Here is a 22,359-nt window from a genome sequence, read left to right as displayed (position 1 = left end):
CCGGGATTTTCAGCATATCAGGTGTTTGCATCTTGAACACACGTGTACGAATGCAGCGGATGTAGTCCGATGCAGGCGAACGCGTGTTGTGAGAGCAAGCAAACAACGATATGTGAAAATAGAGGAAGGCGGTCTCTTTCACTTCCGGACCTTTATTAGTTCCGTCCTATAATTGCAATTTATTTCTCCCACCGTCCGGATGCGCCGCATGGCAGCACCAGACCGGTTTCGGTGACCGGAAGCCCGATTTCCTGGGCATCTACGTGGCCTCCGAATTTCGGAACGATCTCGGTGCTCATCATGTAGGTGAGGACTGCCGGAGCCAGGCCGGTGGTGTAGGAGTTGATGAGGAAGAAGAGCGGGTCATCGGATAAGAGCTGTGCGCACAGCTTTACCAGCGGATGGATCGCGTCCTCGATTTTCCAGATCTCGCCTTTCGGACCGCGTCCGTAGGATGGAGGATCCATGATGATGGCATCGTAATGGTTGCCGCGGCGGATCTCGCGTTCTACAAATTTTACACAGTCATCTACCAGCCAGCGGATGGGTGCGTCACTTAAGCCGGAGGATGCGGCATTCTCTTTTGCCCAGCCGACCATGCCCTTGGAGGCATCTACATGAGTCACGGAAGCGCCTGCCCTGGCAGCGGCCAGGGTTGCTCCGCCGGTGTAGGCGAACAGATTCAGTACCTTAACCGGACGTCCTGCATTGCGGATCTTGTCACCGAACCAGTCCCAGTTGGCAGCCTGCTCTGGGAACAGTCCGGTGTGCTTGAAGCTGAATGGCTTTAAGTTGAAGGTAAGGCCTTTGTAGCCGATGGTCCACTGCTCTGGAAGATCAAAGAATTCCCATTCGCCGCCGCCTTTGGCACTGCGATGATAGTGTCCGTTCATGTGCTTCCAGCCTCTGTGGGTCTTTGGGGTATCCCAGATGACCTGTGGGTCCGGGCGCACTAAAAGGTATTCACCCCATCTTTCCAGTTTTTCTCCTTTTGAACAGTCAATGACCTGATAATCTTTCCAGCCATCTGCTAACCACATATATTTTTCCACCTTTCGTAGTTGGTTATCACATTGTTGTTTATTGCTTCGGGATTTCTCCCGGAATCGTTGGTTTTCCTGCGAAAGAGGCAGGAACTCCTAACAATTATAGCAGTAAAACGTTGTGGTGTCCATGAAATTAGTGTCCCCTGAAATTTACTTTTTGGCAAAGCTATAGTATAGTAGAAATCAGAGAAAACAGACGGTTCTGAAGAAATCGGAGATTTGTCCGGCAGAAGCGGAAACAGGTCAAATTAGAAGAAAGACAAGGTGGACGAGAGTTATGAAGAAATATGATTATGTACTGGTTGGAAGCGGACTTTATGCAGGTGTCTGGGCGTACGAGGCAAAGAAACGTGGAAAAACCTGTCTGGTTGTGGAAAAACGCGATCATATCGGCGGAAATGTGTATTGCGAGGATGTGGAGGGGATTCATGTGCATCGTTACGGAGCACACATCTTCCATACCAGCGACCGTCAGGTGTGGGATTATGTAAATAATCTGGCTGAGTTCAACCGCTACACCAACAGCCCGGTAGCCAATTACAAGGGCGAGATGTACAATATGCCGTTTAATATGAATACCTTCAGCAAGATGTGGGGCATCAGCACTCCGGCAGAGGCAAAGGCGATCATTGAGGAGCAGAAGAAGGCAGTGACTGGTGAGCCGGGAAACCTGGAGGAGCAGGCCATCAGCCTGGTGGGAACCGATATTTACCAGAAGCTGGTAAAGGGCTACACCGAGAAGCAGTGGGGACGTGACTGCAAAGATCTTCCGGCCTTTATCATCCGCAGGCTCCCGGTACGTTTTACCTATGACAACAACTATTTTAACGACCTGTACCAGGGCATCCCGATCGGTGGCTATAATGTGATCATTGACAAGCTGTTTGCGGGCTGTGATATTGAAACCGGCGTGGATTATCTGGAACACAGGGAGCATTATGATGCGTTGGGCGAGACTGTGGTATACACGGGAACCATTGATGCCTATTATCAGTATCAGTTTGGCAAGCTGGAGTATCGCAGCCTGCGATTTGAGTCTGAGGTGCTGGATGAGGAGAATCATCAGGGTGTGGCTGTGGTTAACTATACGGATCGGGAAACTCCGTATACTCGTGTGATCGAACACAAGCATTTTGAGTTTGGTACCCAGCCGAAGACCGTTATCACCAGAGAGTACCCGGCCGACTGGAAAGAGGGCATGGAAGCTTATTATCCGGTGAACGATGAGAAGAACCAGACGTTGTACCAGCAGTATGCGGCACTGGCTGAAAATGAGAATCACGTGATCTTTGGCGGTCGGCTGGCAGAGTATAAGTATTATGACATGGATAAGGTGATCGCATCTGCGCTGAAGCGCACGGCGGAATACATGGGAGATTAATATGAACCGGGAATGTATGAATGTGGTTTACGCCTCGAATGACGGATATGCCAGGCATCTGGGAACATCCCTCTATTCTCTGCTGGATAAGAACCGGGATTTTGAGGAGATTGCTGTCTATGTGCTGACCCTGGGGCTTTCGGAGGAAAATCAGGAGAGGCTTCGGGAAATCGCAGAGTATTTTGGGCGAAGCCTGTTTTTTTTAAACCTGGATGATCTGCGGGAGCGCATAGGCTATGAAGTGGACACCGGCGGCTTTGACATCAGTATCATGCTGCGCCTCTTTATGGGGGATATGCTGCCGGAAACCGTAGAGCGGGTGTTATATCTGGACTGCGATACGGTGGTGCTTCAGTCTTTGAAACATCTGTGGAAAGAGAATCTGGAGGGAAGCATTGTGGGGGCGGTGATGGAACCCACGATTTATGAGACAGTGAAGGAAACCATTGATCTGGGGGAAGAGGATCCCTATTATAATTCAGGGGTTCTTCTGGTCGATCTGAAACAGTGGCGGGAGCAGGAGATCCAGAAAAAGCTTCTGGAGTTCTGGAAGAGCAGGGGTGGAAAATTGTTTGCCAGTGATCAGGATGTGATCAACGGTACGCTGAAAGGACAGATTCATACCCTGATGCCGCGTTACAACTTCTTTACGAATTACAGGTACTTTTCCTACCGGGAACTGGTGCATCTGGGAAAGACCTACAAGGCCGTGACACCGCGGGAGCTGCAGATCGCAAAGAAGCATCCGTCTATCATCCACTATATGGGAGATGAGAGACCCTGGATTGCCGGCAATCTGAATCATTACCGCAGGGCCTATGAGCTGTATCTGGCAAAGACACCCTGGGCGGGAGCTGCGAAAGAACACGGAAAACGTACTTATATGCTGGCATACCACATGCTGGATTATGCAACGGCTATCTGTCCGCCGGTACGCCGTATGGTGAGCCGGAAGCTGGGCATGAAGCTGGTGGAACGGAGGAAAAAATCATGATAACAGTTTTGATGGCAACGTATCAGGGAAGGCAGTATCTTGAGCAGCAGCTGGACACGATCCTGGCCCAGACTGTGCCGGTAAAGATCCTGATCTCAGATGACGGCTCAGATGACGGAACCCGGGAAATGTTAGATAATTATGCCGGATGGTATCCGGAGCAGGTGGTTCTGCATCACAGAACAGAGCATACAGGTGGTGCGGCAGGAAACTTTTTCTGGCTGATGCAGGAAGCCCTGAAGGATGAGAAAAATGAATATATCCTGTTCAGTGACCAGGATGATGTCTGGGAGAATGATAAGGTCAGCGTAATGCTGCACCGGATGAAGGTGCTGGAAAAGGGACTGGGCAGCGCATGCCCGATCCTGCTGTATTCCGATATGGAAGTGGTGGACGAAGAGCTTTATGAGATCAGTCCCAGCTTTGCGTCGTATACCCATCAGGATCCGGACCGCAGCAGCTTTGCGGAGCTTTTGGTGGAAAATCAGGTGACAGGCGGAGCCTCCATGATCAACCGGGCGCTGCTTATGCGCTGCGCGAAGGCACCGGAGGTCTGCTGCATGCATGACTGGTGGATCGCCCTGACCGCATCCTGTTTTGGTATCATCGAATTCATGCCGAGGGCACTGTCCAAATACCGCCAGCACGGAAATAATGTGCTGGGCGCAAAGGATGCAGGCAGCTTTGGAGAAATGAAAGCACGACTGGGACGCGGCAAAGAGGTAGAACAGAATTACCGCCGGATGTTAAACCAGGGCATTGCTTTCGGCCGCCGGTTCTGGAAGGACATGGACAAGGTACAGCGCATGACGCTGCGGGCATTCCTGGCGTTGCCGTACCAGTCAGCAGCAGGGCGGCTGAAGAATATCCGTTACAATCACTTCTATAAAAACTCCGTATTACAGACGCTGGCTATGTGCATGACAATCCCGAGGGCGGAGAAGATGCGGCAGCCGAAATGTGAGCAGGCTGTGGGACAGGAGCAGGAAGCATGAGTATGCAACTGAGCTGTGTGATTCTGAATTACAACGATGCGGAAACTACCGAAAAACTGGTGATGCAGATTGCGGATTACGATGTATTGCACCAGATTATTGTAGTGGACAATGCCTCCACGGATGATTCCCTGGAGCGGTTGAGAAAACTGGAGTCTGATGCAAATGCAAGTCAATCCTGCAAAGTCCGTGTGATTTCCGCCGACCACAACGGCGGCTACGGCTCTGGCAACAACCTCGGTGTCCGCTGCGGCGCGGAACAGGGTGCAACCCATGTTCTGATCGCGAATCCGGATGTGGTATTTTCGGAGCAGTCCCTAAAAGCCATGCTGGCAGTCTTTGCCCGTCACTCGGAGGTGGGAATCGTGACCACCCGGATCCGTGACGCGCGGTTTCCGAATCTGAAAAACGGCTGGCCGCTGCGCAGCTTCATGCGGGAACTTTTGAGCATGGGTCCGGTGAGCCGCCGCCTGTTAGGAAAGACGTTTAACTACCCGGATTCCTGTTTTGCAGGCCGGAGTGCCGTATATGTGGGTGCCGTGCACGGTTCCATGCTGATGGTGGATACAGAAAAATTTCTGGAAGCTGGAGGCTATGATGAGGGGATCTTCCTCTACGAGGAAGAGCAGGTGTTGGGCCGCCGGATGCAGAATGCCGGTTACCGCAGCGTGCTTTTATTAAACCAGCACTATGATCACGAACATTCCACCTCCATCAGCAAATCTTTCTCCGATGCCATGAAACGTCAGCGGCTGCGGGAGAAGAGCACCCTTTACTACATGAGACACTATCTGCATATCAGTCCGCTCCAGGAGCAGATCGCAAAGCTCTGGTTTGCCGGGATCCGGATGGAAATGCAGGTGGCGAAGCTTGTGGGAATAAAAATTTAAAGAATAACTAATAGAGTCCGAAGGTTCGGTCAGACTATACAGAATAAGCAGATGCGTTGGAATTTTCTTGCATTGCATAGCAAGAACGCGCCAGTGACGCGGTCGCCGATTCATGCGCGAGCATAGCGCCAGACCGAAGACCCTTGTCTGAGTGCGCAAAGCGCACGAGTTTGGGTCGCAGGTCTGGCAATAGGCGGCGGAGCGAATGAAGTACAAAATTTCACAGCATCTGCTTATTCTGTATGGCCTGACCGAACCTTCGGACCTTATTGGTTATTCTCTATATTGCAATATAGCAGCATTCCCTATGCTTGTTTTTACATGAAAGATGAACTATAATTTTTTATATGTAGTAAGGGGCGGAGTGCTCCTGAATGTGTAAAGGAGAAGTATGGATGAGAACAACTGGAATTGTAACAGACAGTCACAGCAGCATTTCACAAAGTGAGGCAGAGAAACTTGGGATTTTTGTGCTTCCTATGCCGTTTTATATGAATGGGACCTGTTATTATGAGGGAATCAATATTACCAGAGAAGAGTTTCTGGATCGTCTTTGCAGACTGGAAGATATCAGCACCTCTCAACCGTCACCGGAGGCGGTCATGGAACTGTGGGACAAGGCGCTTTCCCAGTATAAGGACATACTTTATATTCCGATCAGCAGCGGCCTGAGCGGCTCATGCCAGACAGCCATGATGCTGGCCCGGGAAGAAAAGTATGAGGGAAGGGTCTATGTAGTAGATAATGGAAGTGTCTCGACGCCGCTTCACCGTAGTATTCTGGATGCCCTGGATCTGCTGGAGTCTGGCTGCAGCGCAGCAGAAGTGAAGGTGCGCATGGAGCAGGCAAAGACCAAGGCAGGCATTTACATTTCGGTAGATAACTTAAAATATTTAAAGCACGGCGGCCGTATCTCTGCAGGTGTGGCGCTTGTTGGAGGACTTCTGAATGTAAAACCGGTACTTCATTTTGACATTGGCATGCTGGAACTGTATAAAAACTGCCGCGGTTTAAAACGTGCGAAGCAGACCATGATCGAGGAAGTAAAGACGGTTATCGCAAAATCCTATCAGCAGGAATATGATGCAGGGAATATGCATATTGTAGCGGCTTCCAGTGCCGGAAAAGAAGAGACTGAGGCCTGGGTAAAGGAAATCGAGACAGCATTTCCGGGTCAGACCATTCTCTGTGATGAGCTCTCTTTTGGTGTAACCTGTCATATCGGACCGGGAGGACTGGGAATCGGCTATATCTGTAAACCGTGATGACTGACCAATGTTTTTTACATCTTCTTTTGATAATGTGATAACAAGCCATCTGTGCAAACTGAAAATATTATGAAAAATAATATCAAAAAACACTTGCAAAATACACAAAAAGTGTTATAGTAATAGCAGAGTTAATGTTAATTAATTAACGAGTAAGCAAGCGCATCATAATAAAAACGGTGCCGCCAGACGGCGGCAGAATGGAGGAGCTATTATGGCTAGATTCACATTACCAAGAGATTTATATCACGGAAAAGGTGCATTAGAGGCATTAAAAACATTTGAAGGTAAGAAAGCAATCATCTGTGTTGGCGGCGGTTCCATGAAACGCTTCGGATTCCTTGATAAGGCAAAACAGTACCTCGAAGAAGCAGGAATGGAAGTTCAGCTTTACGAAGGCATTGAGCCGGATCCTTCCGTAGAAACCGTAATGAAGGGCGCTGCAGCTATGGAAGCATTCCAGCCTGACTGGATCGTTGCTATGGGTGGTGGTTCTCCGATCGACGCAGCAAAAGCAATGTGGATCAAATATGAGTATCCGGACATTACCTTTGAAGATATGTGTAAGGTATTTGGTATCCCGAAACTGAGAAGAAAAGCTCATTTCTGTGCAATTTCTTCTACTTCCGGAACTGCTACAGAGGTTACTGCATTCTCTATCATTACAGACTATCAGAAGGGAATTAAATATCCGATCGCTGATTTCGAAATCACCCCGGATGTAGCCATCGTCGATCCGGATCTGGCAGAGACCATGCCGCAGAAACTGGTAGCCCACACCGGTATGGATGCTATGACCCACGCAATCGAGGCTTATGTTTCCACTGCGAACTGTGACTTTACCGATCCGCTGGCCCTGCATGCGATCAAAATGATCCAGAAGGATCTGGTAGATTCCTATAACGGCGACATGGCAAAACGTGATTCCATGCATAATGCACAGTGCCTGGCCGGTATGGCATTCTCCAATGCACTGTTAGGTATTGTTCATTCCATGGCTCATAAGACTGGTGCTGCATTTGCAGACTATGGCGCACATATCATTCACGGTGCAGCGAACGCAATGTACCTGCCGAAGGTTATTGCTTTCAACGCAAAGGATGAGACTGCAAAGGAGCGTTACGGTGAGATCGCAGATTTCATGAAGCTGGGCGGTGAAACCCTGGACGAGAAGGTTGCTCTGCTGATTGCTTACTTAAGAAAGATGAATGATGACTTAAAGATTCCGCACTGCATCAAGAACTATGGCGCTGACAGCTATCCGACTGAGCAGGGCTTCGTACCGGAGGAGGTATTCTTGGAGAGACTTCCGGAAATTGCCAAGAACGCCATCGCTGATGCATGTACCGGTTCTAACCCGCGTCAGCCTAGCCAGGAAGAGATGGAGAAACTGCTCAAGTGCTGCTACTACGACACAGAAGTTGATTTCTGATCATTTCATACTTAACAAGACATACGATATCAAAAGCCCTGACGGGAATTATCCCGGAGGGGCTTTTTTCTGTCTTTTCTGATCTGAAGCGCCTCTTGCTTATTTCTCCAAATTTTCGTATAATAAATGTTTGTGATTTTGAACCGCTGTTTGCGGTATGAATAAGTTTCAGAAGATAATACAATGAGAAAATGAGGAAATGAAATTTGAAAATACTGATTGCATATTTGAAAAAAGAGACCGTACTTTGCATTGCCGTGCTTCTTGCGGCATTTTCCATGCTTTTGATCCATCCTGACAGCAAATATTCCGGATATATGGATTACCGCACCCTGGCGCTTTTGTTTTCACTGATGACGATTATGGAGGGCTTTAAGCAGACAGGTTTTTTTGCTGATGTAGCCAGAGCTTTGCTTGGGCGGGTCCATACGTTCCGCCAGCTGTATCTGGTTCTGGTCATGCTGTGCTTCTTTTGCTCAATGTGGATCACCAATGATGTAGCACTGTTAACATTTGTTCCTTTTACAATCCTGGTTCTTGAGCTTTCTGGTCTTCAGAAAGAGATGATTTCCGTCATTGTGATGCAGACCATTGCAGCCAATCTGGGCAGCATGATGACACCGGTGGGAAATCCGCAGAACTTATATCTGTACTCGGTTTCCGGTATGGGAATAGGTGAATTTTTTTCTATTATGGGACCGTTATCGGCACTGTCCTTTCTGCTGATCCTCGGTGCCTGTATATTTCATAAGAATTTTGCGCTGGACCCGGAACTCTTGAAACATATGGAGCCTTCCGGAGAATCTGCCGGAAAAAGCAGCAAAACAGCGGAAGCGGACTCCGGGAATGCAGTTCCTAAACGCCTCCGGAATCTGCAAAATCTGCTTCTGGCGACATTGTTCCTGTTCAGCCTTCTTTCGGTATTTCGTGTGATCAGCTGGCCGGTGCTTGTCGTGGTTGTTCTGACCGGATGCCTGCTGCTGGCCGGAGTTTTTCACAGCAGCTTTCTTCCAAAAAAGGTAGACTACAGCCTTCTTCTGACTTTCATTGCTTTTTTTGTATTTATCGGCAATATGAAGCGAATTGACTTGATACGGGAATTCCTGAATCAGACATTGCATGGCCGGGAACTTCTGCTTTCCTTTGGCTGCAGCCAGATAATCAGCAATGTTCCGGCTGCCATTCTGCTTTCCGGATTTACAGATCAGTATGCGGCGCTTCTCAGAGGCGTCAACATCGGTGGACTTGGCACGCTGATCGCTTCTCTGGCCAGTCTGATCTCGTACAAATTTTTTGCAGAGAGTCAGGCGCGTTTCCCGGAGGCCGGGAGTAAGCAAAGCTATATACTACGGTTTACGATCTGGAATGTGGGTATGGCAATCATACTTTTACTGGCAGCTGTTATGCTTGACTGGTAAGAGGCCACGGAACCGGGTCAAGATTTTTCACTTGATTTTTATACATTTTTTCATATATAATAGGTAATCGAACATTTGTTTTATTAACGGAGGGGATCATGGCGAATACACAGTATAACGCAGACAGTATCACAGTCCTGGAGGGACTGGAGGCGGTGCGAAAGCGTCCTGGCATGTACATTGGAGGCGTAGGCACAAAGGGATTAAACCATCTGATTTATGAGATTGTGGACAATGCGGTAGATGAGCACCTGGCCGGGTTCTGCAGTACCATCTGGGTAACCCTGGAGGCAGACGGTTCTTGTACGGTTAAGGACAGCGGCCGCGGCATTCCAGTTGAAATGCATAAAAAGGGCGTATCTGCGGAACGTGTGGTTCTTTCCACCCTTCACGCAGGCGGTAAGTTTGACAATGAGGCTTACAAGACCAGTGGCGGTCTGCATGGCGTTGGTTCTTCCGTCGTCAACGCATTGTCTGCCCATATGGACGTAAAGATTTACAAAAACGGTTTCATTCATCACGATGCCTACGAGCGCGGCATCCCGACAGTGGAACTGGAGAACGGCCTGCTTCCGGTTCTCGGCAAGACCAGACAGACCGGCACGGAGATCAATTTCCTGCCGGATGACGAAATTTTTGAGAAAACACGGTTTAAGGCAGAATGGTTAAAAAGCCGTCTGCATGAGACTGCTTACTTAAATCCTGGTCTGACGATTTATTATAAAAATGCACGGGACAATGAAAAAGAGGAGATTACCTACCACGAGCCGGAGGGCATTATAGCCTATGTCAAAGAATTAAATCGTGGAAAGACCGTCATTCATGAGCCGGTTTATTTCAAAAAGGAAATAGATAAGATCGAGGTAGAGGTTGCTTTCCAGTTTGTGGATGCCTTTGAGGAAAATATCCTGGGCTTCTGCAACAACATCTTTACCCAGGAAGGTGGCACCCATCTGGTTGGCTTTAAGACCCGTTTTACCCAGCTCATCAATTCCTATGCAAGAGAGCTCGGTATTTTAAAGGAGAAGGACCCGAATTTTACCGGAGCGGATACCAGAAACGGCATGACGGCTATTGTGGCTGTCAAGCACCCGGATCCGATTTTTGAAGGCCAGACCAAGACAAAGCTTGCCAGCGCAGATGCCACAAAAGCAGTATTTACCATATCCGGAGATTTGCTGCAGCATTATTTTGACCGGAATCTTGAGACCTTAAAGGCCATCATCGGCTGCGCGGAAAAATCTGCCAAGATCCGCAAGGCCGAGGAAAAGGCTAAGACCAACATGCTCACAAAATCCAAATTTTCCTTTGACAGCAATGGAAAACTGGCAAACTGCGAGAGCCGGGATGCGGAGCTTTGCGAGATTTTCATTGTCGAGGGAGATTCTGCGGGCGGTTCTGCCAAAACGGCAAGAAACCGGAAGTATCAGGCTATCCTGCCAATTCGCGGAAAGATTTTAAACGTGGAAAAGGCCTCCATGGATAAAGTGCTTGCCAACGCTGAGATCAAGACCATGATCAATACCTTTGGCTGCGGCTTTTCTGAGGGCTACGGCAATGATTTCGATATAACCAAACTAAAATACAACAAGATCATCCTCATGACAGATGCAGATGTAGACGGCAGCCACATTGATACGCTGCTGTTAACCTTCCTGTACCGTTTCATGCCGGAACTGATCTATAACGGCCATGTCTACATTGCCATGCCGCCGCTTTACAAAGTGATCCCGTCCAGAGGACAGGAAATGTACCTGTACGATGACAAGGAGCTGGAACGTTACCGCAGGTCCCATACCGGAGATTTCCGTCTGCAGCGCTACAAGGGTCTTGGAGAGATGGACCCGGAACAGCTGTGGGAAACCACCCTGGATCCGGAACGCCGCGTATTAAAACGCGTGGAGATTGAGGATGCCCGCATGGCTTCCGAGGTGACAGAGATGCTGATGGGCAGCGAGGTTCCGCCACGCAAGCAGTTCATCTATGATCATGCGAATGAAGCAGAGATTGACGCATAAGGAGAGGAAACATGGCTGAGAAGATATTAACAACAGAATATTCCGAGGAGATGCAGCGCAGTTACTTAAATTACTCTATGAGTGTCATCACTGCCAGAGCCATCCCGGACGCAAGAGACGGTTTAAAGCCGGTACAGCGCCGCGTGCTTTACGACATGAGCGAGCTGCGCCTGGGGCACGACAAGCCCCACAGAAAATCCGCCCGTATCGTGGGAGATACCATGGGTAAATATCATCCGCATGGTGACAGTTCCATTTATGAAACGCTGGTTGTCATGTCCCAGGAGTTTAAAAAGGGCATGGCTCTGGTGGACGGCCACGGAAACTTCGGTTCCATTGAGGGGGATGGTGCGGCAGCTATGCGTTACACGGAGGCGCGCCTGAAGAAATTTGCCGAGGAGGTCTATCTAAAAGATCTGGACAAAACCGTCAATTATGTTTCCAACTACGATGAATCTGAAAAAGAGCCGGAGGTGCTTCCGGTCCGCGTTCCGAATCTCCTGATCAACGGCGCGGAGGGGATTGCTGTCGGCATGAGTACCAGCATTCCAACCCACAATCTCGGCGAGGTCGTGGATCTGGTGAAGGCCTATATCGACAGACCGGATATGTCCCTGGAGGAGATGATGACGCTGATGCCGGGACCGGATTTTCCGACCGGCGGCATTATTGCCAATAAGAAGGACCTGCCTGCCATCTATGAGACCGGTGTCGGCAAGATTAAGCTGCGCGGTAAGATCGAGGTAGAACTGGGCCGCAGAAAAGCAGACCGGGACAAGCTGGTGATCAGTGAGATTCCGTATACCATGATTGGTGCCGGTATCAATAAATTTCTGGTAGACATTGCGGAACTGGTAGAGAACAAGACATTATCCGATGTGGTGGATATTTCCAACCAGTCCAGCAAGGAAGGAATCCGCATCGTTCTGGAACTGAAAAAGGATGCGGACATCGAAAAAATCCGCAACATTCTGTATAAAAAGACAAAGCTGGAGGATACCTTCGGCGTGAACATGCTGGCAATTGCCCATGGACGCCCGGAAACGCTGAATCTGCGCGGTATTCTGAAAAACTATCTGGAGTTCCAGTATGAGAATACCACACACAAATATCAGGCACTCCTGGAAAAGGAATTGGAGAAAAAGGAGATACGCGAAGGTCTCATCCGCGCCTGCGATGTCATCGACCTGATCATTGCCATTCTCCGCGGCTCAAGGAACTTAAAGGATGCCAAGGCCTGCCTGATGAACGGCGACATTTCCAAGATCCAGTTTAAACATCCGGGCTTTGAGGAGGATGCAAAGCAGTTAAACTTTACGGAGAAGCAGGCCAGCGCCATTCTGGAGATGCGCCTGTATAAGCTGATCGGCCTGGAGATCCTGGCATTGCAGAAGGAATACAGGGAATGCTTAAAGCGCATTGCCGAGTATGAAAAGATTTTAAAAAGCCGCGATGGTATGAATAAGGTCATCAAAGAAGACTTAGACCACATCAAGGAAGAGTTTGCAGTGCCGAGAAAAACTCTGATCGAGAACGGAAAGGAAGCGGTATATGAAGAGTCTGCAGCGGCAGTCGCAGAGGTTGTATTTGTGATGGACCGCTTTGGTTACTGCAAGCTTTTGGACCGCACTGTCTATGAACGGAACCGTGAGACGGTGGATAACGAATATAAGTATGTGATCCCATGCTTAAATACCGACAAGCTCTGCATATTTACGGATACCGGAAATCTGCATCAGGTGAAGATGATGGATATTCCATCCGGCAAGCTGCGTGATAAGGGTACACCGATCGACAATCTGAGCAAATATGATGGCAGCAAAGAAGAGATTGTTTTCCTCACTAATTTTGGCCGCTTAACCGGACAGATCCTGCTGTTTGCCACGAAAATGGCCATGGTAAAACAGGTTCCGGCAGAAGAATTTGTCACCAATAACCGCACAGTGGCAGCAACGAAGCTGCAGGATGGCGACAGCCTGCTTACTGTGCGTATTGCAGGAACCGAGACGGATCTGGTCCTGCAGAGCGCTTCGGGCATGTTCCTGCGCTTCTCCATGGATGAAATTCCGGAACTGAAAAAGAATTCCCGCGGTGTGCGCGGCATGAAGCTTGGCACCGGAGATGAACTGGAGGAGATTTATTTTGTGACACAGCAGCCGCAGATCGTCTATAAAGAAAAGGAAGTGCATTTAAACCGCCTGAAGCTGGCAAAGCGTGACGGCAAGGGCAGCAAGGTCCGCCTGTAAAATCCGCCTGTCGCGTGCAGTTGTGTTTATATTATGGAAAATGTCCTTGTGCAGCATACAAATGTATTTTTCTGACGAATACCTCTTGATTTTTTGAAAAATATGAGATAGGATAAGCGAGAGCAAAAAAATGGCAGACAAAAGAATAATGCCATGAGGAGAATAAGGAGCTTACGATTATGGAAAAGAAATTGCGTGTAGGCGTGCTTGGCGCGACCGGTATGGTAGGACAGAGATTCATCTCCCTTCTGGAGAATCATCCGTGGTACGAGGTAGTTACCGTGGCTGCAAGCCCGCGTTCAGCAGGAAAAACCTATGAAGAGGCTGTAGGCGGACGCTGGAAAATGACCACTCCGATGCCGGAAGCAGTCAAGAAACTGGTAGTCATGAACGTAAATGAAGTAGAAAAGGTTGCTTCCAGTGTAGATTTCGTATTCAGTGCAGTAGACATGACGAAAGAAGAGATTAAGGCCATCGAGGAAGCCTACGCAAAGACCGAAACTCCGGTTGTTTCCAACAACAGCGCACACCGCTGGACCCCGGATGTTCCGATGGTAGTTCCGGAGATCAATCCGGAGCACTTTAAAGTAATCGAGTTCCAGAAAAAACGTCTGGGTACCAAGAAAGGCTTCGTTGCTGTAAAGCCGAATTGCTCCATCCAGAGCTACGCTCCGGTACTTACCGCATGGAAAGAGTTTGAGCCATATGAGGTAGTAGCAACCACCTACCAGGCAATCTCCGGTGCAGGAAAGACCTTCAAAGACTGGCCGGAAATGGAAGGCAACATCATCCCGTACATTGGCGGTGAGGAAGAAAAGAGCGAGCAGGAGCCGCTTCGTATCTGGGGCGAGATCAAGGACGGTGTGATCGTAAAGGCATCTGAACCGAAGATTACCTGCCAGTGCATCCGTGTCCCGGTATTAAACGGACACACCGCAGCAGTATTCGTAAAATTCCGCAAAAAACCGACCAAGGAAGAGCTGATCGACCGTCTGGTAAAATTCTCCGGTCTTCCGCAGGAGTTAAAGCTCCCGAGTGCACCGAAACAGTTCATTCAGTACTTAGAGGAAGACAACCGTCCGCAGGTTTCCTTAGATGTGGATTATGAGAACGGCATGGGCATTTCCGTAGGACGTATCCGTGAGGACAGCATCTACGATTACAAGTTCGTAGGACTTTCCCACAATACCGTCCGCGGCGCAGCAGGCGGCGCAGTTCTTTGCGCAGAGCTTCTAACTGCACAGGGTTATATCCAGGCAAAATAAATATTGAAAATTCTGGAAACGGGATGGAGCCGGTTTAGACTGGAAACCATCCCGTTTTTGTGTTACAATGGCCGTAATGGTTTTCGTGTCTTTACCACGGGGCCAAAATATAGAATCAGGCGGAGGGATTTGTTATGGCTTTCAGCAAAGAAACATTCGGCACCCTGGAGAATGGTGCGGTAATCACAAAATACACCCTTACCAACAAACACGGGTTAAAGGCTTCGTTTACCGATCTTGGCGGCATCTGGCTGGAAATGTGGGTTCCGGACAAACACGGCACACTGGCAGATGTGGTCCTGGGATATGACGAACCGGAAAAGTATCTGCACCAGGACGCCCATTTTGGTGAGATCGTCGGAAGAAATGCGAACCGCATCAGCAACGCCACCTGCACGATCGACGGCATTACCTATGCGCTTGTGATCAACGATAACGGGATCAATAATCTTCACAGTGGCCCTGATTTCTTAAGAGACCGGATCTGGGACGCAGAAATTTCAGAGACCGAAGCCGGAACAAAAATCACCTTTTCCCTGTTCAGCCCGGACGGAGATCAGAACTATCCGGGCAACGCGGATATCCGTGTCAGCTATACTCTGACAGAGGATGACGCAGTCCGGATCGATTATCACATGACCTGCGATGAGGACACGATCGCAAACTTCACCAACCATGCTTATTTTAACCTGGCCGGTCAGGGATCCGGATCCGCACTGGATCAGAAAGTCTGGATTGACGCAGATCAGTTTACGCTTTCCGATCAGTACTGCGTGACCACGGGTGAGCTGGCTTTGGTGAAGGACACGCCTATGGATTTCACACAGTTTAAGGCCATTGGCCGGGATATTGAGGCAGATTATGAACAGCTGAAGCTGGCTGGCGGCTATGACCACAACTGGGTATTAAACCATAAGACCGGTGAGTTGTCCCTCTCCGCGAAGGCAATGGATGAGGCCAGCGGACGCGTGCTGGAGGTTTACACCGACCTTCCCGGTATTCAGTTCTACACCGCAAACTTTTTAACCCATATGGAAGGAAAGAACCACGCTGTTTATGACAGACGCGATGCTTACTGTTTTGAGTCACAGTATTTCCCGGACGCAGTCAATAAACCGCAGTTTGCTTCCCCGATCTTAAAGGGTGGAGATATCTATAAAACCACCACTATTTATAAATTTAAAACTGAAGCCTAATATCTGACAGTTTACGCAGAAGATGCCAGGGTAAGATCCATTCTTAAGCACATACTAGGGATGTAACAAAACACAGACCGGCCATGACGCAGGAGAAAACGCCTGCTTCACGGCAGGCGCTTAAGGAAGGAGGCCAATTATGGCAAGCAGATCTTCTAATCGAGCAGAAGTACCCGAGGCAAAGGAAGCACTGGACCGATTCAAAATGGAGGTTGCAGGAGAGCTTGGTGTCCCGTTATCCGATGGCTATAACGGAAACTTAACCTCTGCTCAGAATGGTTCTGTCGGCGGCTATATGGTCAAGAAAATGATCGAGGCTCAGGAAAGACAGATGGCCGGCAAGTAATTGCGGCATAAGAAACAGAACAAAAAAGAGGGTCCGCGGTGAATCTGCCGCGGGCTTTCTTTTTTGGTGAAAAATTCTTCGGAAATCTTACCTTTTTTCTTACATATGTATCAAAAAAGATACGAAACTCCATGATAAACTGCTTGTATATCTGAAAAAATCACGCTATAATTGCGATGATTATAATTGTCTGGGAGGATACTATGCGAGTAATAGCAGGAAGCGCAAGAAGAACACAGCTGAAAACCCTGGAGGGAATGAATACCCGTCCTACGCAGGACCGCATTAAGGAAACCTTGTTCAACATGCTTCAGTATGATCTGGCAGACTGCACCTTTCTGGATCTGTTTGCGGGAAGCGGAGGTATCGGCATCGAGGCGTTAAGCCGCGGAGCAGGTCAGGTTGTGTTTGTAGAACAGAACGAATCCGCAATACAGATCGTGAGGGATAATTTAAAAGCTACAAAGCTGGAAAACAATGCAGTAGTGATGCATTGTGACGCCCTGACAGCCCTGAAACGTCTGGAGGGAAAGTACCGGTTTGACTTTATCTTCATGGATCCCCCATATGACCATGAACTGGAAAAGCAGATGCTGGATTTTCTGAAAACTTCCTCCATGATCGACAAGCAGAGCACCATTATAATAGAAGCATCCCTGCAGACAGATTTTTCGTACCTGTCTTCTATGGGCTACATTACAGAGAAAATAAAAGAGTACAAGACAAATAAGCATGTATTTGTCTATCGAGGAGAATAATATGGCAATCGCAGTTTATCCTGGCAGCTTTGACCCGGTAACCCTGGGACATTTAGATATCATAGAGCGGTCCGCCCACATGATGGACCATCTGATTGTCGGAGTTTTGCAGAATAATTCAAAAACTCCGTTGTTTTCTGTTGAAGAACGTGTTAAGATGTTAGAAGATGTCACTTCATATCTGCCCAATGTAGAGGTCCGTGCCTTTGGAGGACTTCTGGTTGATTTTGTACATCAGTGTCAGGCAGATGTGATCGTGCGAGGTCTTCGGGCAATCACAGATTTTGAATATGAGCTTCAGATGGCTCAGACAAACCGGGTCATTGCCCCGGATATTGACACCATCTTTCTGACGACGAACCTGAAATATTCGTATTTAAGCTCCAGTATCGTAAAAGAGATTGCAGGTTATCAGGGAGACATCAGCGAGTTCCTGCATCCTGCTGTTGCAGAAAAAGTGCGGGAAAAGCTTGCAAATAAATAACCAAATGCGTTAACGTTAAGGAGAAGAAACCATGAGCAGAATCGAACAGTTAATTGGTGAGATTGAAGAATACATTGACAGCTGTAAGTTCCAGCCGCTTTCCAATACCAAAATCCTGGTAAATAAGGAAGAGCTTGAGGAATTGCTGGTAGAGCTTCGGCTCCGTATTCCGGATGAGATCAAAAAATATCAGAAGATTATCAGTAATCAGGATGCGATCCTGAATGAGGCACGGGCCCAGGCAGATGCCATGGTGGCTGAGGCTACTGCCCAGACCAATGAACTGGTCAATGAACATGAGATCATGCAGAAAGCCTACGCAGAAGCAAACCGTGTGGTAGAAGATGCACAGACCCAGGCCCAGGCGATCATCGATCAGGCTGTGAATGAGGCTAATGGCATCCGCCAGGCATCCATCAACTATACAGATGACATGTTAAACAGCCTGCAGACCATTATCACCCATTCTATGGAAGGTGCCCAGAGCCGCTTCGATGCGTTCATTTCTTCCATGCAGTCCAGCTATGACATTGTCTCCTCCAACCGTGGAGAGCTGGCAGGCAGTGTTACAACCGTAGAGGAGACCCCAGAGGAAGCAACAGCTGAAGAACAGTAAGAATCAATGCGGAAAGTCCTGCATGCAGGAGCTTCCAACCTACATAATGCCGGATGTCAAATCCGGCATTTTTTCTGCCCTGCGAGAACAGGGAATCGTATGCGATGACACTGTGGGTCTGAAATATCCCGGAAATTCCCCCGAATGCAGCACAGGCCGCACAGGCCGGCAGGCAAAGTGCAGGAGGAAATGTCAGGCAGATCTGACGGATGCCGGTCGTCATTTCAAAAACTGCGCAAAGGAGTGCCGTGACGGGCTGCGGAATCCATGCGGCGCTGCTTAAGAACCGCGCGAGAACAGAAAAAAGCATCAGATAACTGCCGATCAATACCATAACGTCGCATACCTCATAGAGAATTCCATTCAGACTGTCCTCAGACGCAGATCTGGCATGCTCTTGTATTTGGAAAGCTTGTATGGTCTGTACTGCTTTCGGCTGCCCGGACTCCCGGGAAATGTCTGGATGGCTATTATGCCTTGCAAGCCGGGACAGTATCAGCACCGGAGCATAGACTGAAAGAAAAAGAAGCGGGAGTGGAAACCTGCCGGGAAATTGTCCGGGAATGTAACCGGCCAGGAACATGGGGCTCGGAAAGCTGCAGAAAGCAAGCAGGTACGCCGCCTCCCGGGTGCTTATCCGTCCATCCCTCATTGCCTGGGAACACAGGGCCGCTCCCAGCGGATATCCACATAGCATTCCGGACAGAAGGATAAAGGAACCGGTTTCACTCAAGGAAAAGAGCTTTTGAAAGAGTGGACGGACCGGCTTCATCAGAAGGTGATCTCCACCGCTAAGCAGGATCAGGCGGGTACAGATCATGGCAGGAGCGAGGGTCGGCAATACGGTGTGAAACCAGAGCAAAAGCCCATCGGAGGCTCCCTGGATCGCCTGGCCGGGGAATGCCAGCAGCAAAAAAAATAAGAGGATAAAGGCCGGAGCACCGGGAGAAATCGCAGACAAAGCAGCCTCCTTAGAAACCGGTTTTCACTTGCACTAAATTATGCTATACTGAACTTAATTATGCCAGAATACAGAGGAAGGATATTTATGCAGTTACCAGAGACATTCCTGGAGCAGATGAAGCTGCTGTTAGGAACAGATTACGATGCATGGCTGGAAAGCTATGATAAAAAGCCGCTTGCCGGACTTCGCTTTAATACATTGAAAACACATACTGACGAATGGGAAGGTATGCTGTCGCCATTTACTCTGCGACGGGTGGCGTGGACCAAAAACGGTTATTATATCGGAGAGGATGCAAAGGCATCCCGCCATCCTTATTATTATGCAGGTCTTTATTATCTTCAGGAACCAAGTGCCATGGCACCTGCGGCTGTTTTACCGGTCTGTCCGGATGATAAAGTACTGGATCTTTGCGCTGCACCTGGAGGCAAAAGCACAGAGCTTGGAGCAAGGCTTCAGGGAGAGGGACTGCTGGTTTCCAATGATATCAGCAACTCCCGGGCCAAGGCGCTGCTGAAAAATCTGGAGCTGTTTGGAATTCCGAATATCTGCGTTACCAGTGAGACACCGGAAAAGCTGGCCTCCGTATTTGGCCCGTATTTCGATAAAATCCTGGTGGATGCCCCCTGTTCCGGGGAAGGCATGTTCCGGAAAGACCCGGATCTCATCAAGAGCTGGCTGGAGCGCGGGCCGGAATATTACGCACCGATTCAGCGCCAGATCTTAAAATCTGCTGCAGCGATGTTAAAGCCAGGCGGCATGCTGCTTTATTCTACCTGCACCTTTGCGAAGCTGGAAGATGAAGACACCATTCAGTGGATCCTGGAAGAAGAGCCGGATCTGGAACTGGTTCCGATCGAGCCCTGGGAAGGTGCCTGCGGCGGTTTTGACGGCATGCAGGTTATCCGCCTGTTTCCGCATAAGATCGAGGGAGAGGGTCATTTTCTTGCGCTTCTTCGGAAAAAAGACGCACAGGCCCCGGACGGAGGCAAATTGTCAGGCAATATCGGCTCTGACAACGGATCGGGGGCTGCATCCGGAAAGGATTCTGCACAGGTGCATCGTCTGGAACAGGAGAGTGATTTCGGCCAGTGGGAAGCTATGCTGACACAGGCTCTCGATCACAGCCGCATCATGGTACGGGATGGCATGGTCTATTACCTGCCAAAGTGTTTTGACCGAAGCTGGAATCTGCGCTATCTGCGAACCGGCCTGCTCCTTGGTGAGTGGAAGAAGAACCGGTTTGAACCGTCTCAGGCGGCTGCCATGGCACTTCCGATGAAGGAGTTTTCCCAGACCGTATCCTTGCCTGCAGAGGATGACCGGACGATCCGCTATCTGAAAGGCGAAACTGTGTTTCCAACGCCGGAGGAGGCATCCGGTCTTAAAAAAGGCTGGGTGCTGATCGGGGTGGATGGTTATCCACTTGGCTGGGCCAAATATACCGGAAGCAATTTTAAAAATAAATATTATCCAGGATGGCGGTGGCAGTAATGGCAAAATTAATAAGACTCGACAAGTATCTGGTCGAGATGAACAAAGGCAGCCGAACCCAGATCAAGGACGCGGCGAAAAAAGGCCGTATTCAGGTAAATGGTGTGCCGGAGAAGAAAACAGAGCGAAAGATTGACCCGGAAACCGACGAGGTGACCTTTGACAGTCAGCCGGTCAGCTACCGGGCTATGGAATATATCATGCTTTACAAACCCCAGGGAGTCATTTCCGCTACAGAGGATAAACGCCATAAGACAGTTATTGATCTTTTAAGCGGCGAAAACCGCAGCGATCTGTTTCCGGTCGGACGTCTGGATATTGATACCGAAGGACTGTTACTCCTGACGAATGACGGAGATCTGACCCACCGGCTTCTGGCGCCGGGCAAACATGTCGATAAAGTTTATTTTGCCCGGATCGAAGGCGCATTGCCGGAAACGGCAGTGGAGCAGATGGCAGCCGGACTGACATTAACGGATGGTACCCCGGTTATGCCTGGAAAACTGGAGATTTTAAAGCAATGGAATGATGAAACGTGCACAAAGGCATCAGAAACTTTCCAGGATGCCACAGCAGCAGACAGACCTGAAGGTGCAGAAATCCTGCTGACTATTCAGGAAGGAAAGTTTCACCAGGTAAAACGCATGTTTGAGGCACTTGGCTGCCAAGTGGTATTTTTAAAGCGACTGTCCATGGGAAGTCTGAAGCTGGATCCGAAGCTAAGGCCAGGTGAGTACCGTATGCTGACGCAGGAGGAGCTGGATCTGCTTGGAAAATAGCATTTGCTGCTTTGCCGCAATGAATGATAGAAAACAAAGGAACCCGTTTATGAATCAGAATATAACACAGAACAAAAACTACAGCTCAGGAAAGGCTGCCAGAGCGGCTTTGCAGGCTTCTGATGCCGTATTATTTGATTTAGATGGAACACTGGTAGACTCCATGTGGATGTGGAAGGAAATCGATATCGAATATCTGGGCCGTTTTGGCCTCAGCTGTCCGCCGGATCTTCAGAAGATCATTGAGGGTATGAGCTTTTCGGAAACGGCAGAGTATTTCAAGCACCGTTTTCAGATCCCGGATTCCATCAATGCGATCAAAGCAGACTGGATCCGGATGAGCATTGAAAAATATCGGAATGAAGTTCCCTTAAAGCCTGGGGCCTTGCGCCTTTTGCAGTATCTGGAGCAAACCGGCAAAAAAGCAGGCATTGCCACCAGCAACGGCCGTGATATGGTAGACGTTGTGCTTGAATCCTTGCAGATCCGTCCCTTTTTTCAGGTCATCGCAACCGCGTGTGAGGTGGCAGCCGGAAAACCGGCGCCGGATATTTATCTGGAAGTCGCAAGGCGTCTCCAGGCAGAACCGTCCCGCTGCATGGTATTCGAGGATGTCCCCGCCGGGATCCTGGCAGGCAAGCGGGCCGGTATGAGAGTCTGTGGCGTGGAGGACGCATTTTCCACCGGAATGCGTGAAGAAAAGATGGAACTTGCCGATTTTTACATTGATGATTACAACGAACTGTTTGATACAGAATAAGGAGAATCG

Annotated in this window: 20 protein-coding genes; 18 read left to right on the top strand and 2 right to left on the bottom strand. The window is 49.1% G+C overall.

All coding sequences use genetic code 11. The annotated features are described in order from the left end of the window. Positions 1-179 precede the first annotated feature (179 nt). On the bottom strand, positions 180-1,040 hold the full coding sequence (locus ACMP1L_RS02240) for a class I SAM-dependent methyltransferase (RefSeq protein ID WP_118732599.1): 861 nt from the start codon (positions 1,038-1,040) through the stop codon (positions 180-182). Between the two features lie 283 nt (positions 1,041-1,323). Here ACMP1L_RS02240 and glf point away from each other — a divergent pair, with 283 nt between their 5' ends. The 15 genes from glf (at position 1,324) to ACMP1L_RS02165 (ending at position 18,353) form a co-directional block, all read left to right on the top strand. Next, positions 1,324-2,427: a UDP-galactopyranose mutase gene (glf, locus tag ACMP1L_RS02235; RefSeq protein WP_418451893.1), complete on the top strand. Its 1,104-nt coding sequence runs from the start codon at positions 1,324-1,326 to the stop codon at positions 2,425-2,427. A 1-nt stretch (position 2,428) separates the two neighbouring features. Beyond that, a complete protein-coding gene (locus tag ACMP1L_RS02230; protein WP_418451892.1) occupies positions 2,429-3,421 on the top strand; it encodes a glycosyltransferase family 8 protein in 993 nt (330 codons plus the stop codon). After that, entirely contained in the window at positions 3,418-4,416 is a 999-nt protein-coding gene (locus tag ACMP1L_RS02225; protein WP_177304216.1) for a glycosyltransferase family 2 protein, read from the top strand. The genes ACMP1L_RS02230 and ACMP1L_RS02225 overlap by 4 nt, the downstream gene beginning before the upstream one ends. Further along, positions 4,413-5,306, top strand: a complete 894-nt coding sequence (locus tag ACMP1L_RS02220) for a glycosyltransferase (protein ID WP_177304217.1) — start codon at positions 4,413-4,415, stop codon at positions 5,304-5,306. The genes ACMP1L_RS02225 and ACMP1L_RS02220 overlap by 4 nt, the downstream gene beginning before the upstream one ends. 395 nt (positions 5,307-5,701) lie before the next feature. Then, positions 5,702-6,571, top strand: coding sequence for a DegV family protein (locus ACMP1L_RS02215; protein WP_177303655.1), 870 nt, complete (start codon positions 5,702-5,704; stop codon positions 6,569-6,571). A 217-nt stretch (positions 6,572-6,788) separates the two neighbouring features. Further along, entirely contained in the window at positions 6,789-8,006 is a 1,218-nt protein-coding gene (locus tag ACMP1L_RS02210) for an iron-containing alcohol dehydrogenase (protein WP_118733891.1), read from the top strand. Between the two features lie 206 nt (positions 8,007-8,212). Then, complete coding sequence (locus tag ACMP1L_RS02205) at positions 8,213-9,424, top strand: SLC13 family permease (RefSeq protein ID WP_418451891.1); 1,212 nt, start codon at positions 8,213-8,215, stop codon at positions 9,422-9,424. Between the two features lie 98 nt (positions 9,425-9,522). Beyond that, entirely contained in the window at positions 9,523-11,442 is a 1,920-nt protein-coding gene (locus ACMP1L_RS02200) for a DNA gyrase/topoisomerase IV subunit B (protein WP_177303656.1), read from the top strand. 11 nt (positions 11,443-11,453) lie between these two features. Continuing rightward, positions 11,454-13,688: a DNA gyrase/topoisomerase IV subunit A gene (locus tag ACMP1L_RS02195; protein ID WP_418451890.1), complete on the top strand. Its 2,235-nt coding sequence runs from the start codon at positions 11,454-11,456 to the stop codon at positions 13,686-13,688. Between the two features lie 179 nt (positions 13,689-13,867). Continuing rightward, positions 13,868-14,953, top strand: coding sequence for an aspartate-semialdehyde dehydrogenase (gene asd / locus ACMP1L_RS02190; RefSeq protein WP_118733895.1), 1,086 nt, complete (start codon positions 13,868-13,870; stop codon positions 14,951-14,953). A gap of 134 nt (positions 14,954-15,087) precedes the next feature. Further along, a complete protein-coding gene (locus ACMP1L_RS02185) occupies positions 15,088-16,149 on the top strand; it encodes an aldose epimerase family protein (protein ID WP_418451889.1) in 1,062 nt (353 codons plus the stop codon). Positions 16,150-16,288: 139 nt separating this feature from the next. Beyond that, entirely contained in the window at positions 16,289-16,495 is a 207-nt protein-coding gene (locus ACMP1L_RS02180) for an alpha/beta-type small acid-soluble spore protein (RefSeq protein WP_118733897.1), read from the top strand. Positions 16,496-16,698: 203 nt separating this feature from the next. Further along, entirely contained in the window at positions 16,699-17,253 is a 555-nt protein-coding gene (gene rsmD / locus ACMP1L_RS02175) for a 16S rRNA (guanine(966)-N(2))-methyltransferase RsmD (RefSeq protein WP_418451888.1), read from the top strand. A 1-nt stretch (position 17,254) separates the two neighbouring features. Further along, a complete protein-coding gene (gene coaD, locus ACMP1L_RS02170; protein WP_118733898.1) occupies positions 17,255-17,737 on the top strand; it encodes a pantetheine-phosphate adenylyltransferase in 483 nt (160 codons plus the stop codon). A 31-nt stretch (positions 17,738-17,768) separates the two neighbouring features. Further along, entirely contained in the window at positions 17,769-18,353 is a 585-nt protein-coding gene (locus tag ACMP1L_RS02165) for an ATP synthase subunit B family protein (RefSeq protein WP_118733899.1), read from the top strand. On the opposite strand, the gene ACMP1L_RS02160 is transcribed toward ACMP1L_RS02165, so the two are convergent. Continuing rightward, positions 18,304-19,314, bottom strand: a complete 1,011-nt coding sequence (locus ACMP1L_RS02160; RefSeq protein ID WP_418451887.1) for a nucleoside recognition protein — start codon at positions 19,312-19,314, stop codon at positions 18,304-18,306. The genes ACMP1L_RS02165 and ACMP1L_RS02160 overlap by 50 nt on opposite strands. Positions 19,315-19,401: 87 nt before the next feature. Between ACMP1L_RS02160 and ACMP1L_RS02155 the strand changes: the two genes are divergently transcribed. Genes ACMP1L_RS02155 through ACMP1L_RS02145 form a run of 3 tightly spaced genes read left to right on the top strand, consistent with a single transcriptional unit; the run spans position 19,402 to position 22,350 of the window. Further along, positions 19,402-20,811, top strand: a complete 1,410-nt coding sequence (locus ACMP1L_RS02155; protein WP_418451886.1) for an RsmF rRNA methyltransferase first C-terminal domain-containing protein — start codon at positions 19,402-19,404, stop codon at positions 20,809-20,811. Beyond that, the gene (locus tag ACMP1L_RS02150; protein WP_418451885.1) at positions 20,811-21,590 is read left to right on the top strand and encodes a pseudouridine synthase; all 780 of its coding nucleotides are present in this window, start codon (positions 20,811-20,813) and stop codon (positions 21,588-21,590) included. The genes ACMP1L_RS02155 and ACMP1L_RS02150 overlap by 1 nt, the downstream gene beginning before the upstream one ends. Positions 21,591-21,639: 49 nt before the next feature. Further along, positions 21,640-22,350, top strand: a complete 711-nt coding sequence (locus tag ACMP1L_RS02145) for an HAD family hydrolase (protein WP_418451884.1) — start codon at positions 21,640-21,642, stop codon at positions 22,348-22,350. The last annotated feature ends 9 nt before the right edge of the window (positions 22,351-22,359 follow it).

The organism is Ventrimonas sp. (genome assembly GCF_048380235.1).
Taxonomy (GTDB): domain Bacteria; phylum Bacillota; class Clostridia; order Lachnospirales; family Lachnospiraceae; genus Brotaphodocola.
Note: the sequence above shows the minus strand (reverse complement) of the source record. Positions and strands in the feature narration are given on the sequence as shown.

Coding starts and splice junctions, on each gene's coding strand:
- ACMP1L_RS02240 (WP_118732599.1), bottom strand. CDS start 1,040: ATGTGGTTAGCAGATGGCTGGAAAGATTATCAGGTCATTGACTGTTCA.
- glf (WP_418451893.1), top strand. CDS start 1,324: ATGAAGAAATATGATTATGTACTGGTTGGAAGCGGACTTTATGCAGGT.
- ACMP1L_RS02230 (WP_418451892.1), top strand. CDS start 2,429: ATGAACCGGGAATGTATGAATGTGGTTTACGCCTCGAATGACGGATAT.
- ACMP1L_RS02225 (WP_177304216.1), top strand. CDS start 3,418: ATGATAACAGTTTTGATGGCAACGTATCAGGGAAGGCAGTATCTTGAG.
- ACMP1L_RS02220 (WP_177304217.1), top strand. CDS start 4,413: ATGAGTATGCAACTGAGCTGTGTGATTCTGAATTACAACGATGCGGAA.
- ACMP1L_RS02215 (WP_177303655.1), top strand. CDS start 5,702: ATGAGAACAACTGGAATTGTAACAGACAGTCACAGCAGCATTTCACAA.
- ACMP1L_RS02210 (WP_118733891.1), top strand. CDS start 6,789: ATGGCTAGATTCACATTACCAAGAGATTTATATCACGGAAAAGGTGCA.
- ACMP1L_RS02200 (WP_177303656.1), top strand. CDS start 9,523: ATGGCGAATACACAGTATAACGCAGACAGTATCACAGTCCTGGAGGGA.
- ACMP1L_RS02195 (WP_418451890.1), top strand. CDS start 11,454: ATGGCTGAGAAGATATTAACAACAGAATATTCCGAGGAGATGCAGCGC.
- asd (WP_118733895.1), top strand. CDS start 13,868: ATGGAAAAGAAATTGCGTGTAGGCGTGCTTGGCGCGACCGGTATGGTA.
- ACMP1L_RS02185 (WP_418451889.1), top strand. CDS start 15,088: ATGGCTTTCAGCAAAGAAACATTCGGCACCCTGGAGAATGGTGCGGTA.
- ACMP1L_RS02180 (WP_118733897.1), top strand. CDS start 16,289: ATGGCAAGCAGATCTTCTAATCGAGCAGAAGTACCCGAGGCAAAGGAA.
- rsmD (WP_418451888.1), top strand. CDS start 16,699: ATGCGAGTAATAGCAGGAAGCGCAAGAAGAACACAGCTGAAAACCCTG.
- coaD (WP_118733898.1), top strand. CDS start 17,255: ATGGCAATCGCAGTTTATCCTGGCAGCTTTGACCCGGTAACCCTGGGA.
- ACMP1L_RS02165 (WP_118733899.1), top strand. CDS start 17,769: ATGAGCAGAATCGAACAGTTAATTGGTGAGATTGAAGAATACATTGAC.
- ACMP1L_RS02155 (WP_418451886.1), top strand. CDS start 19,402: ATGCAGTTACCAGAGACATTCCTGGAGCAGATGAAGCTGCTGTTAGGA.
- ACMP1L_RS02150 (WP_418451885.1), top strand. CDS start 20,811: ATGGCAAAATTAATAAGACTCGACAAGTATCTGGTCGAGATGAACAAA.
- ACMP1L_RS02145 (WP_418451884.1), top strand. CDS start 21,640: ATGAATCAGAATATAACACAGAACAAAAACTACAGCTCAGGAAAGGCT.